This window comes from Mesorhizobium carmichaelinearum (assembly GCF_900199455.1).
Lineage (GTDB): Bacteria > Pseudomonadota > Alphaproteobacteria > Rhizobiales > Rhizobiaceae > Mesorhizobium > Mesorhizobium carmichaelinearum.
The window spans coordinates 1-16,760 of the sequence record NZ_FZQR01000061.1 but is presented as its reverse complement, the minus strand read 5'-3'; the positions used below and the strand labels follow the sequence as shown (position 1 = coordinate 16,760).

The 16,760-nt window shown below is 60.6% G+C and carries 13 protein-coding genes and 5 pseudogenes; 3 read left to right on the top strand and 15 right to left on the bottom strand.

The window, feature by feature from the left end; genetic code table 11:
• Nucleotides 1-82 precede the first annotated feature (82 nt).
• The 11 genes and pseudogenes from CKW40_RS40620 to CKW40_RS40580 all read right to left on the bottom strand — a co-directional run bounded on the left by CKW40_RS40620 (nt 83) and on the right by CKW40_RS40580 (nt 11,624).
• Complete coding sequence (locus CKW40_RS40620; RefSeq protein WP_095205187.1) at nt 83-559, bottom strand: MBL fold metallo-hydrolase; 477 nt, start codon at nt 557-559, stop codon at nt 83-85.
• Nucleotides 556-2,856, bottom strand: coding sequence for a gluzincin family metallopeptidase (locus tag CKW40_RS40615; protein WP_095205186.1), 2,301 nt, complete (start codon nt 2,854-2,856; stop codon nt 556-558). The genes CKW40_RS40620 and CKW40_RS40615 overlap by 4 nt, the downstream gene beginning before the upstream one ends.
• Nucleotides 2,857-2,965: 109 nt before the next feature.
• The gene (locus CKW40_RS40610) at nt 2,966-3,277 is read right to left on the bottom strand and encodes a hypothetical protein (protein ID WP_143748506.1); all 312 of its coding nucleotides are present in this window, start codon (nt 3,275-3,277) and stop codon (nt 2,966-2,968) included.
• Nucleotides 3,270-3,428: pseudogene (locus tag CKW40_RS44245) on the bottom strand (IS630 family transposase); the annotation flags it as partial. The gene CKW40_RS40610 and the pseudogene CKW40_RS44245, both read right to left, overlap by 8 nt.
• A gap of 1 nt (nt 3,429) precedes the next feature.
• The gene (locus CKW40_RS44380; protein WP_198421192.1) at nt 3,430-3,945 is read right to left on the bottom strand and encodes a helix-turn-helix domain-containing protein; all 516 of its coding nucleotides are present in this window, start codon (nt 3,943-3,945) and stop codon (nt 3,430-3,432) included.
• A gap of 153 nt (nt 3,946-4,098) precedes the next feature.
• Complete coding sequence (locus tag CKW40_RS44375; RefSeq protein ID WP_198421191.1) at nt 4,099-5,313, bottom strand: recombinase family protein; 1,215 nt, start codon at nt 5,311-5,313, stop codon at nt 4,099-4,101.
• Nucleotides 5,314-5,730: 417 nt separating this feature from the next.
• Nucleotides 5,731-6,538, bottom strand: a pseudogene (locus CKW40_RS40600) (IS630 family transposase); the annotation flags it as partial.
• Between the two features lie 37 nt (nt 6,539-6,575).
• Complete coding sequence (locus CKW40_RS40595) at nt 6,576-6,764, bottom strand: hypothetical protein (protein WP_143748505.1); 189 nt, start codon at nt 6,762-6,764, stop codon at nt 6,576-6,578.
• Nucleotides 6,761-7,312 (bottom strand): recombinase family protein, encoded by a 552-nt coding sequence (locus CKW40_RS40590; protein WP_095205183.1) that lies wholly within the window; start codon nt 7,310-7,312, stop codon nt 6,761-6,763. Before CKW40_RS40590 ends, CKW40_RS40595 begins: the two co-directional genes overlap by 4 nt.
• 130 nt (nt 7,313-7,442) lie before the next feature.
• Entirely contained in the window at nt 7,443-9,005 is a 1,563-nt protein-coding gene (locus CKW40_RS40585; protein ID WP_095205182.1) for a Y4lR C-terminal helical domain-containing protein, read from the bottom strand.
• Nucleotides 9,006-9,020: 15 nt separating this feature from the next.
• On the bottom strand, nt 9,021-11,624 hold the full coding sequence (locus CKW40_RS40580) for a Tn3 family transposase (RefSeq protein WP_095205181.1): 2,604 nt from the start codon (nt 11,622-11,624) through the stop codon (nt 9,021-9,023).
• A gap of 114 nt (nt 11,625-11,738) precedes the next feature.
• Here CKW40_RS40580 and CKW40_RS40575 point away from each other — a divergent pair.
• Nucleotides 11,739-12,296, top strand: a pseudogene (locus CKW40_RS40575) (transposase); the annotation flags it as partial.
• A gap of 89 nt (nt 12,297-12,385) precedes the next feature.
• On the opposite strand, the pseudogene CKW40_RS40570 reads toward CKW40_RS40575, so the two are convergent.
• Nucleotides 12,386-13,389 (bottom strand): annotated as a pseudogene (locus CKW40_RS40570) (IS256 family transposase); the annotation flags it as partial.
• A gap of 58 nt (nt 13,390-13,447) precedes the next feature.
• Here CKW40_RS40570 and CKW40_RS40565 point away from each other — a divergent pair.
• The gene (locus CKW40_RS40565; protein WP_143748504.1) at nt 13,448-13,675 is read left to right on the top strand and encodes a hypothetical protein; all 228 of its coding nucleotides are present in this window, start codon (nt 13,448-13,450) and stop codon (nt 13,673-13,675) included.
• 287 nt (nt 13,676-13,962) lie between these two features.
• On the opposite strand, the gene CKW40_RS40560 is transcribed toward CKW40_RS40565, so the two are convergent.
• On the bottom strand, nt 13,963-15,129 hold the full coding sequence (locus tag CKW40_RS40560) for an IS110 family RNA-guided transposase (protein WP_095205179.1): 1,167 nt from the start codon (nt 15,127-15,129) through the stop codon (nt 13,963-13,965).
• A gap of 89 nt (nt 15,130-15,218) precedes the next feature.
• Here CKW40_RS40560 and CKW40_RS40555 point away from each other — a divergent pair.
• A pseudogene (locus CKW40_RS40555) lies at nt 15,219-15,395 on the top strand (MucR family transcriptional regulator); the annotation flags it as partial.
• Between the two features lie 190 nt (nt 15,396-15,585).
• Here CKW40_RS40555 and CKW40_RS40550 read toward each other — a convergent pair.
• Nucleotides 15,586-16,107, bottom strand: coding sequence for a helix-turn-helix transcriptional regulator (locus CKW40_RS40550; RefSeq protein ID WP_095205177.1), 522 nt, complete (start codon nt 16,105-16,107; stop codon nt 15,586-15,588).
• Nucleotides 16,108-16,114: 7 nt separating this feature from the next.
• Nucleotides 16,115-16,390, bottom strand: coding sequence for a hypothetical protein (locus CKW40_RS40545; protein WP_095205188.1), 276 nt, complete (start codon nt 16,388-16,390; stop codon nt 16,115-16,117).
• Nucleotides 16,391-16,760 lie beyond the last annotated feature (370 nt).

The following is a 16,760-nucleotide window of genomic DNA, read 5'->3' as shown; positions in this document are numbered from 1 at the left end:
CGGCTGCCGAATAATCCGTCCGCATCTTGATCGCTGAGCCCATGGCGCGAATCCTCCTCGCGCAATCGAATCACGGATCCGCTCATTCCGAAATCCCAAGAGAGTCAGCCGTCAGATCCTTTGGTATTATCCCTTGGGCCTCGGTTCCCATCAGCGGATGACCGTCCAGAGCAAGGCTCGTATCGACCAGGGCGGCCAGCGCGGCGCCCTTGAACTTATCGATTCGGCGAGCGTCAGGATTGGTCGGATCCTCGGTCCAGGCAAACCACACTTCGCCCACCGAGAATTTGTCAAACAGATCCTTGGCCTGCAGGAAACCGGAAAGATGATCCCAATGTTCGTGGGTGCCGACGATCACGTCGAGCCTCTGCGTGATTTTCAGGATATCGGCAACCACCTCTCTGACGCGCGCGGAGCCGCCAGGGGCCGAAGTGTGGACCCCGCAATCGATCAACATCCAGAAGGTCCCGCCCTTGTCGTCGGGAACGCCGATGAGATTGCAGTCCCCGAGGCCGTGGCAATACAGGCGAAGCGTCAAGCTGTTGGCAGGAGAAGTCATATTCCATCCTCCGAAGCATGCAGCGCGGCAAATGGCTCGCGCGCGGCCAGGCCTTGATCACTGAAATACATCGATCTCGTTCCCGCCGATGGCGGATTGGTCCTGAACTCCCGTTCCTGCGCCAGCCGGTCCAGGCTGTAGACCGGCTTGCTGATGACGTATTTGATCTCGGGTTCGCCCTGTTTGTTGGGATTGATCACGACGGTGGATCCGCCATGGTACCAGAAGAAACCCGCGTCGGGATCTTCGGCATAGAGGGGCACTGGCTTGCGCTGCATCAGCGTGACGATGATCTCTTCAGCCGGCCGACCATTGGGCAGCACCCGCCGCGCGGCGCGAACGTTTCGGACCTCGAAATGAGGAGCCCCGGGCTTGGCGCTGACTACGCCATCTTCGTTATATCCTGGCAGGTCGGGCTGCAGCCTCAGCGTTTTGCAGATATCCTTCAGGCTTTCCTCGCTGCGTGCCATTTGCTTGACCAGATAGCCGTGCAAGTCGGCGCAACGCGCGCGGCTGTCATGGAATATGGTCGCCCGGTCGGGATCGCTGCGCCAGTCGATCTTGAATTCGGTCACGGCCGGCTTCAGCCAGGAGGGGTTACGATTTTCCCACGGCCGCTGCCAGCACAATGTCTCGACTGACACCGTCCGCAGATTTGTCGGCAGGAGGTCAAGCGCGCGGAACTTTTCGATGAAGGCGATGCGGTAGCCATATTTTTCCTCGCGCACTGTTTCGACATCGGCGGTTATCAGCCCCCGCAGGAAGCTGCCGAAGGTGATGTCTGTCGGAGGACAGTAGTCGAGCGCGCGAATGCACATCCGCAAGACCTGGCTTGCCGCCACGCAGGCCTCGTCGGTGAGCCGCTCGACCAGATCGGGGTGGATCGCCCCTTGCGCCAACACGCCGCTGCCGCCGGTTGCCAGCCGGAAGAGATCGCGGGTGCGCATTTCGAAGATCGCCTCGAACGCCTCGTAGACCGCCAGGACCAGCAGGCTGCCCCGTTTATGCACCTCGGAACTGGTCTTGTATTGGATATCGTCATCCTTGCTCAGATAGTCGCGCAAGGCTCCGTGTTTGCCCAAACCTTCTCCGAACTGTTTGGCCAGCCCGCTGAGCAGATAGGCCGCGCCAAGATCGCCACGGGAACTGGCAATCTGCCGGCGGACAAGATCGCGATACTGGAAATGCTGGAACAGCGCGACAATGTCGGCGAACGCCTCATGGAAAGCGCCGACATCGGGGTTGGATGGCTGGCGATAGCCCGGCGTATAACCGTCGAGCAGAGCATGCGTCATCTCGTGCGCGACGATATCGGCCGACAGGCAACTGAACACCATCGTGCCTGGCGCGGTGCTGTCGTCATTGGTTGATTCCGAAGGGAAATAGCCAAGCAGCAACGCAATTTTGTCGGGACTGTAGTAGGCGTTCTTCGCGCGCAAGGCGTGCGGATAGATACGCAGCCGCTGAACATATTCGTAGCCCTTGCCGCTGGCAGATTTGTGCAGCGCCCAAAGCGCGCGACGACCGAGCGCATTCTCAAAACTCGCGATCGTGCGCATGCCGACCGCATAGACCATCTGCTGATGAAACTGTGGATTGCCTTCGGACGGATCAAGTCCATCGGTTAGCATCAGGCGCGGATCCTCAAGATTGACCGGCTGGTAGAACTGGTTCGAGGCGGGATCGACATCGACGACTTCAAGATATTCGCCGACGGGTCCCGGCTCGAGTATCGAATGGCCCTTGTGATCAACCTCATACGGCACCTCGACCGTGGCGATCTGTTGGGCATATGTGGACACGATCCCGCCAAGGCTTGGATCGAGCGCATAGATGCGCAGGCGCCGGTTCTCCGGCGGATCTGGACGTCTTGGAGAGACGGGGGCCGGCGGGCGGGGCGCCTGGCGCGCAAGCGGCAGTGTAGGCAACAGGGTCGTGCCGACCCCAAGCGCCACATCGATCGCGCGATTGAGCGCCTTGGACCCCTGGCCGCTGTCGCGGACCGCCGCGAGGAAACGCTTCCGGTCGGCATCGCTGGTGGCCTCATTTTCGGGATCCGACAGAATGCTTGCCAGCTGCGCATCGAGTTGGGTCAGTTGCAGGACTTCCAGCCCCAGCATCGCGGCACGAGGCGATGCGGCCGCCGTCGTCACGCCGACACCCGTTCCGGTCAGCAATTTCAACCAGGCAAGGGAGGCCGATGCAACCGGCGCTCGCGTCAGGCTCAGCGCGGCGGCGGGTTTGACCCTCAGCGTGCGCACTGCGTCGACCGTGCCTTGGCCGAGGAATTCGCGCACCGCCGCCGCGTTCAGGAGTGGCGTGGTCCTGCGCCCCGCTTGGCCTAATCGGCCCGAAGCTGAGATTTTGGCCAAGTCTGGGAACATTTGACGAACATCAGGGCTTGCTTCAAGTTTGTAGCAGGATGGCAACGTTTGCGGCGGTGAATTTGAAGCCCCGGCGGTCGGGACTCCGTTCGGCGGAGATGGGATATCTGGGTCGCTTGGGATCGATGCCGGTGATCCGGAACCGTTCGCTTCCGGTGCTGAATTCGCGCCCGAAGTCTGAGGGAGCCAGCCCGTACCGCTCGGCTAGAATCTCGAACATATCCTTTTCGAGATTGAATGCTGTGCCGTCGGAGGCGGGAATGCTGACGCGGAACACCGGCTCGAAGGCAAACCCGGAGTCTAGAGCAGTTTCTGGATAATCACGGTTAGGCATCGTAGCCGGCGTGGGCGAACAGGTTTTCGCATTCTTTGGGGTGGAAACGATCGATGGCGACGGCCACGGCGTCCCATAATTCCGGGATGGACCGGGCTGCTGCCTTTCGCAGTAAAGCCTTCAGCTTGGCGAAGGCCATCTCGATCGTGTTGTCATGATGACTCTCCAGTCCGGATTCCTGTTGAGGCGTGAGACAGGCTGACGAGCCAGATACGTTGTGTCCCCACTTTGGCGATACGCCCCTTGAGCTTTCCGCGCCGGAGCCAGCCGTAGGCGGTCTGGCGATGGACGCCGAGCTGTTCGGAGAGTTCCTGCAGGGTCACCTCGTCGGCATTGCGACGGGGAACATTGCCGGACCAGATGGGTCGCTTCTTTCCAAGTCCCTTTCGTACCAGAAGCTTCTGGACGATCAACGCGTCGAACGTTGGCTTCTTCGCAGGCGTCCAGCCTTTCGCATTGAGATCGTCGGCGATCTGTCGAGCGGTCGCCCCCTCGGCACGCAACGCCGCGATCCGATCCAGTATTTCGTCGTGATGCTCCAGTTGTTCAAAGCGTCTTACGGTTCGGACAATCGGATGCGTCGTCACGATCTCTCCGGCCCAGTGGCATTTTACCTCGGCACGCTCGGTTTCTCCAAACACCCGGATGACGACGCGATCGAGCATCATACGGGCGATGGTTTGCCGGTCGCGTGATGTAGTGGACTGCGCCCTCCACAGGGCAGGCACATCTTCTGCCAGCCGGCGGACCGTGTCCTTTTCCTCCGCCGTTAGCCGCTCAGGTTGGCGCGCAAGGGCCCGCTGGTGATCATCCGCGAGCGCCTATTTCGTCGCCATTGCTGCTTCCCAATCCCGTTCAAGCGTCCGCGCGACCAGACGGTTGTCAGGATCGACAGCTTCGTAGCGTCGGCGCGCCAGCGCCGTTTCATAATCTGCGCGTTCCAGTCGCTGCTTCCAGCCGTCATGGAGCTGCTGTCGTTCGAGTTCGATATCCTCGGCAACTTGAAGGCTGACGTCGATTGCTGCCGGCGAAAGGGCTTCAAGAATCAACGCGGTCAGACATGTGTCCACCGGACGGGCGCTGATCGACTGGCACCGTGGACCGCCATAGGTGGTGGCCTCATAGCTGCAGCTATAGCGCGCTTCCCGTCCGTCATCATTGTAGCCGGTCACCATTTTACGGCCACACACGCCGCAGATCATCAAGCCGCCAAGCAGTGCTGCGCCACCACGCGGGACGCCGGTATATCGAGAACGGTTTGCCGCCATCAGCTCTTGATTCCGCTCATAGGATTGCCAGTCAATGTACGCTGGATGTGCGTTTTGGTGCAGCACCATCCATTTTTGTGGATCGCGAACGAAGCGTCGGCCGCTATGCGGCTTTCCGGGAAGCCGGAGGCGTCCGTCATGGTGACGGCGCCCGAAGACATAGGCACCGGCATAACCAGGATGACGAAGCATGTCGCTGAGAGTGGCCGTATTAGGTCGGTTCCAGCACACGTCGCCCTTTTCAGGGCCGCTCCGTATACGATCGGGAAGTGCGATGTCATGGTCCACGAGGTATCGCAGGACGCCACTGATCGAGCGACACCTTTCAAACAAAGCGAAGACTAGGCGTATGACCCTTTGAACCTCCTCGTCCGGGTCCAGTGCCACTTCTCCTGAGGGCTTCAGCACATAACCGCGCGGCAGACCAAGGATGAGTTCGCCACGACACGCCTTGGCCTTGCGCCCTTCGTACATCCGAGCTTTCAGAATATGGAGCTCAGCTTCACTCATCGTGCCCTTCAGGCCGAGCAACAGCCGGTCATTGTAGGTGCTCGGATCGTAGATGCCGTCGGCATCGCCAATCAGCGTATCAAACAACGCGCACATTTCCAGAAGTTGATGCCAGTCACGGCATGATCGTGCGAGGCGGGAGACTTCGATGCCAATGACTATTCCGACATGACCGAGCCCAACCTCCGCGACGAGACGCTGGAAGCCGGGCCGATCAAGCGCCGACGCGCCCGAGCGGCCCAGATCGTCATCGATCACCGTTATCTGGTCACGACGCCACCCCAGCCGGAATGCCCGGTCCGCCAAGGCATATTGAAGCCGCGTTGACTCGCGGTTGTGTTCGACCTGTCGACCTGTCGAACCGTCGACTGCCGAACGTACACGATGGCCTGGCGATCATTGTGACGGCTGTGGATCTTTTCCGGCAAACGTGAAGGTGAGCAGGCTCGGTTCTGCATTCATGACCGATCTCCCGATCCGTCGACACATTCCGTTGTATCAGGCTGCTGATCAGCGCTACGAGGCGACGACGGCGATCTGCCGGCAAATCCGTCCAGCGGATGTATATTCGCTTCTGGCTCATCACGATTCGCCATCCATTGGGTCAACAGAATCAGCGCTTTGTGGCCAATGCGTGGTATCAGCGGAACCTCACCTCCAGAGGTTTCCTTACTATGCGCTTTCAATGGGGTTAAAGTCCGGGGAGTAGGGCGGAAGATAGCGAAGGGAAGCCCCCCCGCAGCCTCGATGATTTCGCGGACACCGACCACTTTATGAGCAGGCAGGTTGTCCATCACGACGACATCGTCGGGTTGAAGCGTCGGCACGAGGACGCGGCGCAAGTAGACCAGGAATGCTTCGCCATCCATGGCGCCGTCCAGGAGCCAGGGTGCGACGATCCCGTCGAGGCGCAGGCCGGCCGTGAAGGTCGTGGATTTCCAGTGCCCATGAGGAACAGCCGCCCGGCAACGCTGTCCACGCGCAGAGCGGCCTCGTAGCCGGGCCATCTTGGTATTGAGGCCACTTTCGTCGATGAAGAACAGGCGGCTCGGATCGAGATCGAGTTGGCCTTCGAACCACTCTTCCCGCGCTGCCAAAACATCCGGTCGCTGCTGTTCGGCCGCGTGCGCTGTCTTTTTTTGTACGTGATGCCACGCTTTGCGAAGAACGCATGGACCGTCGTCAGGCTGGCTTTGACCCCGCGCTCTGCCGCAAGGCGATCGACGATCTCGGCAAGCGTGATGTCCCGCTCATCGGTCTCGACCAAGGCGAGAATGAAAGTCTCGTGCGCGTCCAGCTTCGATACCTTCGGCTTGCCCTGCCGCCCAGGTTCCAGATTGCCGCTCGAACGCCAGGCCCGATACCATGCACCAGACGTCGATATCCCGATCGCAAACCGCCGTGCCGCTTCTCGGGTCGACAGGCCTGCCTCTATCGCCTCGATAACACGCGTCCGCAAATCCAGGCTGTAAGCTCGTGCCATGCCGCTGCTCCTTCCGCAAATCACTTCGATCAGGGAATCAGAACAAGCCGTTCACTGCAAACAAACGACTCCGATTAAGGGAAAACCGCTCTAGGCCACGCCATCCGGCGCTTTCGATGGCCAGCCCGTGATCCGCGGCGATCTTTTGGCAGGCTTCGAGCATGCGGGCTTGGATCCGCTCGCAAGCTACAGGCGTCAGCCGGATGATGCGGTTTCCTTTGCTCAATCTGGTTCGCCTTTCCGTAGCTGGTAGACGGTTCCGCGCGAGATGCCGAGATCACAAGCGATCTGTGTCGGGCCGTGGCCCTGTTTCAGTCGGCGCATGATTTCGGCACGGTCGATCTTTGGCGGCCGGCCTTTGTAGATGCCGCGCTTCCTGGCGGCGGCAATGCCCTCGGCCTGCCGCTCGCGCCGTAGATTGGTCTCGAATTCGGCAAAAACGCCGAGCATGTCAAAGAAGGCTTTGCCGGTGGCGGTCGAGGTGTCGACAGGCTGCTCGGTCGCGGACAGATGCGCGCCCTTGGCTTTCAGCCGGTCCACTATCACCTGCAGATCGCGCAAGGAGCGCGCCAAGCGATCGATGCGGGTGACGACGAGCGTCTCGCCGGCATGGATGAAGTCGAGAATGGTGGTGCGCTGCGGGCGACCTTCCAGCGAGGCGCCGCTCTTCTGTTCCTCGCGAATGACCTCGCAGCCGGCGGTCTTGAGTGCGGCGAGTTGCGCGGCAAGATTCTGGTCGGTGGTGGAGGTGCGCGCGTATCCGATACGAGTCATGCGAACCGTTCATTTTGGGTGTGCCAAGGCATGAATTCGTTCAATATTTCAAATCGGACCCAAAATAAACATGGCTGTGCGGCTGGAACGTGTTCATTTGCGTTGTGCTGGCTGGGTATACCCAACATTGTCACCACAAAGGTGCGCCGCCAGCTTCGAGGGTGGTCATAACGATATCCTCCATGAGCGGGATATCTTGCAGGGGATGCTTCTGCATCAAGGCAAAAGCTGCCGCGGCCAGTGTTTTCGACTGGTTTTCCTTTTTGGCCGATTTGAGGATGATCGCAGTTTGCAGAAACCGTCTCGCCCAGATGTCTCGACGGCCTTCAAGAAAAGCCCAGATCCTGGTTTCTGCGGTTCGCGCAGAGCGGGATCGTCGAATGATGTCGCGCGTCTCGCCCGTGTCTTCAAACCAGCTGTCGATCAGCGGGACAAGCGCATCCAGCGCCGTCTCGTTGTTGAGCATCCGATCCAGCTTTGCCGTTGTCGCATTTGGGATCTCTCCTTGCGGGTCGACATGATCCAGCAGAGCCTGCAGATCCCTTTCTTGGGGCCGCAGATTGTTCAAATTGCAGGCTTCCATCACATCGATAAAACCTGGCGCCGGCATGTGTTCATTTTCTATCCCATCTGCCAATGCCGCCTCCAGCAACAACTCGGCAGTCATTCGATCAATGCGAACGCTATTCGCTTCCTGGCGGGTGTAAGAGACGATGCTGGTTGCCTCGCGCTTTGAGCGGCAGCGAATGACAAAGGCATCCTTGATGCCGTATCCTGTTTTCAGCAGAATCATCGCGACGAATGTCTGGTTCTTCTGTTTCCCGACAATCGAGATGCTTTGTGCTCCGACACCGTCAGCGAGGCTTGCCATGATGTCGCCGACTACCGGCTTTGCCTCATTGTCATGGGAAGCACCGGCGAGACTTTTTCGTCGAGCCAGCTTGCCGATGTCATCGACGATTGCCCGGGCGGCGCTTGCCGGCAACCAGCCGCGAATGATTGGCAGATAGAACAAGGTTCCGGCCAGCAGGCTCGCGCTTGTGAGTCTTTGGCGCAGACCGGCGGCCACGGCCTCCTGGATCAATGGTGTGCCGGACAACAGCCAATACAGGGCGCAGCGTTCCAAAATTGGATTGTCCAGGGTCAAAAGATGATCGACAAACGCAGCCTGCATTTCCTCCGGCATTCCTGCCGTCATCTCGTCCAGGCCGCTGAAAAACTCATACGGCCCACCACCCTCGGCCTCAACTTCGGCAGCTAAAGTGGCAAGGGTGCCATCGAGGTCCGAGACCGGAGCCTCGGCAGGTATAGTTTGCCCGACTGTATTGAGTATCAATATATCCGGCACGGGCAGACCGGCACGCCGATACAAGCCGGCAATTTTCATGAGGTGAAGCGGTTCGCATACTTCGGCGGCAACGTGAGCCTGGATTGCGGTCTCCGCGTCTTTCAGAAAAATCTTTCCGTATGAGCTGTCATTCTCGATGCCCATCCGCGCCTCATCCAGCAGTAAACCGAACAACAAAGCCGCATCCGGGCGACCATCCGTGGATTGCATTACCTCCGTTACGATGGCAGCGGCGCCATCAGCAAGAAGATCATGCTTTGATCTCTCAAAATAAGACTGGAACTCCATCGACGGCAGCCCATGTCGGTTGAGAACATCCAGGCATGACACAGCAAATTTGGCCATAATCGTTCTCCGAGGCTATGCGGCTTTCCGCCTGAAATCGATCCTGCGCTCAAGATCGAGATCAAAGCGGCCATAGGGATTGACATGGCTATAGATCAGCGGCGTAAGGCCGCGATAGTCCTCCGCTGCCAGCCGTCCAGCCCATGTCGTCTCGACCAGCACCGCCTGCATCATGCGGGTGTTCACATAGACAAGACAATTCTGCAACAGATGCAGCGCCAGCGCCGAGCTCTCCTGATCCTCCAAGCGATTGCTGGCGATCTCGCCGCTGGGCAATTCGGCCCGCAATCCGCCATGCGGCAGCGCTAGCTTCTGCCGGGAGACGGCCTTCAGGCGGGGCGCCAGCTCGAACCCGAGCAGATGACAAAAGGCAAAGCCGATCGTACTCTGGCCATGGCTGTCGACATATTGCCGCTGGATTTCGATGTCGGTGCAGTGGCGCAGCACGCCCTTGATCGTCGAAGCCACTTCCGACGATGAGCAACGTTTGAGCTGTGAGAAGATGCAGGTCGAACCCTTTTCGACGTGCCAATAGATCATCACGCCGCGGCCGCCATAGCGGACGTGCCATTCCGTCATCATGTTGCCGTCCCAGGCGCCGAACTTCTTGGAATCCGACGCGCAGGCCGTGCCGGCTTCGCCCCAAATGGCGGTGTTTCGAACAGCCAGGGTCTGATTGACGACGCACCCGCACGCTGCCTCGAGCGCATCGCGATGGATGAAGCGCCGGCCTACATGTAGCAGTTCCTCGTAGCTCACATCCGGGCATCCCGCTGCCACGCGCTTCAGGCCGGCATTTGTGCCCAACCCGTAAAGGCACAAGATCAACCGTCGATCGAGATCGCTGCGCGAAAGCGCTACGCGGGTGGCCGACGTTTCAAAGGTATCGAGGAAGCCCGTATCGAGCGCGGTCTCCTTCAAAACGTCCAGCAGTTCCGTCATCGGCCATCGCCGGCCAATCTCGCCCTTGAGCGATTGTAGGCCCTGCGGTTCCGGCAGCGGCTGAAACGGCGTGATCGAGATGCGGTTTTCGCCACGCCAAAGGATGCGCACCTTGTCGTTACGGGGCAGCTCGGCGTTCAGCAGTCGCAGTTCCCGCTCGAGTTCGGCCCGGATTTGGCGCGTGAAGGCGCGCGCATCAGGCGTCAGGTTCAGCGCATCATAATAGGCCGAGCGCCGGCTCTCGAAATCCGTCGGCAGATCGTCGTCCGGATTGCGATAGCGGTCGGCGCCAACGACCCAGATCTCCTTGGCCCGGATGCGGTCGCGCAATTGGCTGAGCACGCACAATTCATAACTGATGCGGTTGATGCGCGCGTCCTTGCCAATGATGGCGGTGCGCCATTTAGCCGGAATGACGCCATCGATCGGCACAGCGCCCCTTGGCGCGACACGGCATCCAGTGTCGAAGGCCAGCTTTATCCATTCCAACGCCTCAAGCACCGGACGATGCACGGCGTTGTTCGAACGGAATTCCAGAGCCGACAGCAGTTTCGGCAATATCCTCCGGTAGTGATTGGCGTAGGAGCCGCGCATCACCGCATAGACGCGCCGCTCGAGCGTGCCCTTCGTCCGATATTCCTTGATGATCGCCGCCAGCTTGTCCTGGCCAGCCACCGGAAAGATCACGTCGCAGACGACGCCATCAGGCCTCTCGATCGCCGCCCCCGCAATATCGACGAGCAGCTGTTCCTTGCCGTAGACCTTCTCAATGTCCTTGGCGATCCCGGCCACGACCTTGCGTTTCGAACGTACGCCGATCTTGTGGACGGTCTCCACCAGCAGGTCGATCATGCCATCAATGATCTGCGCCTGGCGCACCATCAGGAATACCGCATAGAAAGCCAGCTGCCGCTGTGCAGAGTGGCGGCGCATCTCCGAAGCCTTTTCGGCACCAACGCGCCGGACGATCTGATCAATCCAGTGTTTGCCGACACCCGACAGCACCTCCATCGGCAGATGGAGCGTCTTGATGAACACCAATTGGTCGGCAAGAGACAGCATGTTCTCCAGCGTGGCGGCACCCGGATCGGCCTTGATCGTATGAAACCCAGTCACCCCGTCCGGATCGGCAAGCGAAGCCTCCATCTGCGCGATCGTTTCCAAGCGCAGACTATCCGACACTCTTTCAAGGAACGTGTCCACGAAATGCTGCCGCTGAGCGCGCACCAACCGGTCCATCTCCTTGCGCGAAGGCGCGAAAATCCTGTGGTCCCGACACCAGAGAAACACGTCCTCAAGCATTGCCGCAGCGGCCATGCCGCAAGGGCACAGCTCTGTTGCGATCCAGATCTCAAGAGTTGCGCGGTCCGCCCGCCTCATTCTTCGAATGCCGAGGTGACGCAGGATTTCCGCGCAATGGCGCCGTCCCGAACGTCCTGAAAACTCATACCCAAGAAGGGCGCTGCTGCCGACGCCGAGTTGTTCGGCCAGATAGCTTGCAGCCTCGTCAGGAATATCGCCAACGGTCGTAGCGAAATATCCGAATGCGGCAAAGAATTTCAATTGAGCCGCAAGACCGAGCCGCGTTCCAACCGGCTTGGCATTCACAAATTCAAGGTCGGCAAACGAAAGGCTCCACCCTTTGGCCAACTCCTCCGGCAAAACATGCACACCCATAAATCCACTCCCTTGCAGAAGCGAAATCTCAGGCGATCATGCCCATCCCGTCAATCCGTTCCGGCAACGTTCCACAACTTGGCCAAAATCACAGCTTCGGGCCGATTAGGCCGTTTGATGGCGGCGATCGGCAAGATCACCCGGTTCAAATCCCCGCAGAAGCTGGTCAGCTACTTCGGCCTTAACCCCCCGTGTGCGTCGTCCGGACTCGGCACTGCCCACCATGGGCGTATCAGCAAGGTCGGGCGGAGCCATGCCCGCGCCATGCTTGTCGAAGCGGCCTGGGCGGCGGCAAAGACACCCGGACCACTGCATGCCTTCTTCGTCCGTGTCCGCGCAAGGCGCGGTCACCAGGTGGCTGCAGTCGCCGTGGCGCGCAAGCTGGCAGCACTCGTTTGGCACATGCTGACGAAGGAGAAGGACTATCTGTGGGCGCGGCCCAGCCTGGTGGCTCACAAGGTACGGGGCATGGAACTTCAGGCCGGAAAGCCACAGAGGAAGGGCAACTCGCGCGGCCCAACCTATGCCTACAATGTCAAAGAATTGCGGAACCAAGAGACGCATATCGCCAGGAAGGCCCAGGAGAGCTACGAGAATTTCGTCGAAGGCTGGCGCCCGCGCTCGCCAAAGGAAAAGGCGCGCGGGCGCCTCAATCCGGCAAGGCTTGAGTAGGCTGCCTGGCGGCGCTTTCAGCCGATGCGCCGCGCTTCGCCACGAGGTCGCCCGCGCTGTTGAAGAATACCACGACCAGGAAGAAAGCGCTTGTCGATCTTATCCGTCGAGTGGAGCTTGGCGCGATGTTCCTTCGGGAAGGTCATGTAGGCCAGCACGTCGGGCTCGGCGTCGTCCATGATTGTCGCCAGCTTCGGCACCTTCGGCCGGATCTGGTCGGCGACGGCGCGCCATTGTACGGACGCGGCCTCGGGCATCTCCTGGGCGAAAGCGGTGGCGATGAAGGCTGAGACGACCCTGCGGCCGCTCTTGCCGGCATGGGCCAGTACGTTCCTCATGAAGTGGACGCGGCACCTCTGCCATGTCGCGCACAGCACTTTGGTGACGGCCGCCTTGATGCCTTCGTGGGCATCGGAGACGACGAGCTTGACGCCACGCAGGCCGCGACGTGTCAGCTTGCGCAGGAACTCCGTCCAGATCGGCTCGGCCTCCGACGTGCCAATCTCCATGCCCAGGACCTCGCGTCGGCCGTCCGCGTTGACGCCAACTGCGACGATGACGGCGACCGAGACGATCCGGCCACCGCGGCGGACCTTCAGGTAAGTGGCGTCGATCCACAGGTAGGGCCAATCGCCTTCGATCGGCCGCTCGAGGAAGGCCTTCACCTTGCCGTCGATCTCCTCGCACAGCCGCGAGACCTGGCTCTTGGAGATGCCGCTCATCCCCATGGCCTTGACCAGATCGTCGACCGAGCGCGTCGAGATGCCCTGAACATAGGCCTCCTGGATGACGGCGGTCAGCGCCTTCTCGGCCATGCGGCGCGGTTCGAGGAAACCCGGGAAGTAGCTTCCCTTCCTGAAGCTTCGGGATGCGCAGTTCGACCGTGCCGGCCCGCGTCTCCCAGTCCCGGTCGCGGTAGCCATTGCGCTGGGCGAGCCGCAGCGGCGACTTCTCGCCATAGCCGGCGCCGGTCGCCGCGCCCACCTCCATCTCCATCAGCCGCTCGGCGGCAAAGCCGATCATCTCGCGCAGCAAGATCGGCATCCGGGGTCTTCTCCAAGAGCGTGCGCAGGTTCATCATGTCGTCGGTCATCGGTAGTCCTTCCGAAATGGGGTTGGCGTCAACAACCAAACCCTACCGGAAAGCGCCGATGACCACCGACACGCCGCTCACTCGCTACAGCGCTACTAACGGCGCGCTCGTGAGCAGCTTCGTAACTGCCGAGCTACACCTGTATGGGGCGATGATTGTCAAGCTTGCTCTTGGTTCGTTTCCTCATCTCCTCGTGGCGACCTGGGCTTCGACCTGGCCGCCGCGCGCAGTGACGGTCAAGGGTGGGCGGCAGGGTTTTGCCGGGTCGGGTGAGCCCAGTCTCTAGTGGGGCCAAATGCCGAGACAGATTTCCGAGGCGAGCTCGCCATGAGCCAGGCGCGTCAATCGCGCGGCAGACTTGTATTCGGTCGATCCCGGTGGGGGGATCTGAACCATGATGCAGCATGCGCATCGGTGGCGAAGCTCCGGGGCGGCGGGGCCCATTCTACATCGGCGGTCCGAAGGACCATTTGTAGCTTCGGGTTGCCGCCACCTCGGATCGTCATCGGCAGCCCCTGCTGCGGGCCTGCCAATTGGGGTGTGCCTTGTTTTCCCTCTTCCCACGTGACTCCATCACGGCGCACGCACGATGACACCCTGCGGCACCTCGCCCGCGGTGACGAAACGCCAGAGCGCAATCAGCAGCTTGCGCGCCAGCGCCACGATCATCGTCTTGCGCGTGGTCTTGCGGCCGTCGGTCGTGCGTGCCTGGAACCATCGGGCGAGGTCGCTGTCCTTCTGGAAGAGGAGAAAGCGCCAGGCCAACTGGATCATGCCGCGCCGCACGCGGGCATTGCCGGCGCGCGCCAGCCCTTTCTCGCGGCGGCGTTTGCCGCTCTCGTCCGGCGACCCCGTGAGGCCGGCATAGCGCGCCACGGCGCGGCGGTCGCGCAAGCCGCGCGACAGCATCTCGTGGACCAGCATGTCGGCGGTCTCGACGCCGATGCCGATGATCCGCGCGAGCAGGCGAACCATCGCGTGCGGGCCGTTCGCCGCAGCCGGAGTCGCCGCCAGCCGGCGTAGGCGTTCCTGTTCGATGGCGCGGATCTGCGCACGCACGAGGTTGAGCCGCTCAAGGAAGCGGTGGAGCTCGGCGCGGGCGTTGTGCGGCAGCGGTGTTCCCTCCGCCGTTCGGATGCTCTCCAGCCTGTCCGCGGCCTGGCGCAGGCTCAGCCGGAAGCTGGGGACGCCGAAGCGGGCGAGGATCGCCTTGATGCGGTTGATGAGACGCGTCTGCTCGCCGATCAGGGTCCCCCGCTCGCGGTTCGGCCGCCGCGCGGCCTCCTCTTCGAGCGTCGGGATCGCGGCCATGGAGCAATGGCGTTTCTCGCCGCGCAGCCAGCCGAGAAAAGCGCGCATCAAAAGCTCGGTGTCGAGACGATCGGTCTTGGCGCGGCGGTGCTCGCGCGATACCGGAACGCTCGAGGGATGGATGGCATAGGCCTCGATGCCGTGCGCCCGCAACCAGCGTGCCAGCCAGAAGCCGTCGCCGGCCGCCTCATAGGCGACGGCGATCCGCTGGACCGTGTGCCCGGCCCGGTCGGCTTCGTCGCGCCAGCGCTGCAGCAGCTTCAACAGTGCTGGCGCGTCGGCATCGAGCTTCTTGAGCGGCTGGCGCTTGAGACCTGGAACAAGCCCGGCGACGAGCCACTTCGCCTTGCTCATTTCGGTGACGGCGATGATCGTGTTATCCTGTTCGAGAGCGGCAAGGGACCGGCTCGCGTCAAAAGATTGCGACATGGGACGCCTCCTTCTGAGGTGGTTGAAACAGCGAAGGATGCCACACCCTCGCCGCTCGCCCCATAGCATCTACCTGATGGGACACGACCGTCAACTACGGCCTCACTCCTGACGGGTACCGTGGGAAGTGGGGGTTGAAGTCAGACTACCCTATGGTTGCGCCCAACTATGCGGCCGCGAGGTCCGAAATGGCCAAGGCACTCGGCCTTGGCCGCAAGGCTGTGCCCGCGAAGGCAACCAAGAAGCCTGGAAACCGGAAGGCCTGAAATTTCGAAATGCCCCACTCGGGCGCAGCGGAATTGAAGAGTGCAGCGGTGGATTAAAGTCGGGTAGCGCTCGGTTGATAGCGATCCCGACTTCAGAAGTTTGATAGAAGGCCGCTTGTTCCATCAACAGCAGTGTGACGGAGCTGGATTGCCAGCTTTGTCGGCGAGGTGCCTAAGCCGGCCTGTTTCCCTATGCTATCAAGCGCTCCAACTCGCGCATGGCTGTGGGAGCGAAGCGTCTTGCCTCCTTCGCCACGTTGACCTCCAGAGTCGCCTTTGCCGTTTCATACAAGATGCGCTCCGGCTGATAACCCCGTCGTCCCTCCAGCCAACTCAGGACATCGCTCAGATGCCATAACGCACCGTTGCCTTCATGCACAGGGGCTGGAAAATCGTTGTTGCCCAGCATTAGCTTGCGAAGGTACTGACGGGACACGCCCATCATTTCGGCCACGTCCGTCAGTCCCACAAGGTCAGGCGTGGCTTCTACCAAGGTTGCGCTCGGGATAGCGGCCTTCACGTCTGCGAGCGCACTGCGAACGGCTTCCTGCGCGCTGTCCGCTTCTCGAGTAAACTCGAGAGCAAGCCGACCGACAATGCCGATGCCCACAAGAGCATCGGTGCATCCAGCCTCGCCCAGACGCTCCACCAAGGCATCTGCGTCCTGATCATCGTCCGCGAGACGGTACTTTAGGGTGAAAGTGTATTCCATGACGAAGTCACTCCTTGCCTTCAGCCGTCTCTTCGGTTTTAGCCTTATGCGTTGTGCAGTTATCGATAAGACGCTTCAGCTTCTTTGCTTCGTTGCCAGCGTTCTTTGGCGTGCTCCAAATGCTGGTTATGCAGAATTCGCCGCAACGACATTGGTCATCGTTATATGGGCAATACATCTTGCCCCACGCGTGACTTCCACCTATTTTGATCCGCCACCCTTGCGCTTCGGCATACCTGAGTGCGGCTTCAATTTCCTTCTTTGGGTGCGATTTACGCGCCATCTGTACCCTCAATATGCGACTCACAGAGAGGTTGTCAAGTGACAACCAAGTCGGACTGACCAGCCGGATCCGGTGACGGACCGCCTCAGTCGTCGTGGCGCTCCCATGCAGAACCTGGCCCATAGCGCATCCTTTGATTCGGAAGACAAGGATGCCCCATCAAAGCCTGGGATCAAACATCTCTAGGGTGCCGAACCCTCATGGCGGATTGGATATCCGTTGGGTCAGGTTGTTGATTTTCAATGAGAACTGATGGAGTGGATGCCCCCTCCCGACGGCATCGTGATGTGCCAAAGTGATGTTTGCAACAACGTCACTCAGAGGAGAGAGCATCCATGAAGGAAGTTAGCATCGTCGGCCTGGACCTTGC

What these genes read in the sequence shown, in the direction of transcription:
- CKW40_RS40620 (WP_095205187.1), bottom strand. Translation starts at nt 559, where the DNA reads ATGACTTCTCCTGCCAACAGCTTGACGCTTCGCCTGTATTGCCACGGC.
- CKW40_RS40610 (WP_143748506.1), bottom strand. Translation starts at nt 3,277, where the DNA reads ATGCCTAACCGTGATTATCCAGAAACTGCTCTAGACTCCGGGTTTGCC.
- CKW40_RS44380 (WP_198421192.1), bottom strand. Translation starts at nt 3,945, where the DNA reads ATGATGCTCGATCGCGTCGTCATCCGGGTGTTTGGAGAAACCGAGCGT.
- CKW40_RS40590 (WP_095205183.1), bottom strand. Translation starts at nt 7,312, where the DNA reads ATGACTCGTATCGGATACGCGCGCACCTCCACCACCGACCAGAATCTT.
- CKW40_RS40585 (WP_095205182.1), bottom strand. Translation starts at nt 9,005, where the DNA reads ATGGCCAAATTTGCTGTGTCATGCCTGGATGTTCTCAACCGACATGGG.
- CKW40_RS40580 (WP_095205181.1), bottom strand. Translation starts at nt 11,624, where the DNA reads ATGGGTGTGCATGTTTTGCCGGAGGAGTTGGCCAAAGGGTGGAGCCTT.
- CKW40_RS40565 (WP_143748504.1), top strand. Translation starts at nt 13,448, where the DNA reads ATGACCACCGACACGCCGCTCACTCGCTACAGCGCTACTAACGGCGCG.
- CKW40_RS40560 (WP_095205179.1), bottom strand. Translation starts at nt 15,129, where the DNA reads ATGTCGCAATCTTTTGACGCGAGCCGGTCCCTTGCCGCTCTCGAACAG.
- CKW40_RS40550 (WP_095205177.1), bottom strand. Translation starts at nt 16,107, where the DNA reads ATGGAATACACTTTCACCCTAAAGTACCGTCTCGCGGACGATGATCAG.
- CKW40_RS40545 (WP_095205188.1), bottom strand. Translation starts at nt 16,390, where the DNA reads ATGGCGCGTAAATCGCACCCAAAGAAGGAAATTGAAGCCGCACTCAGG.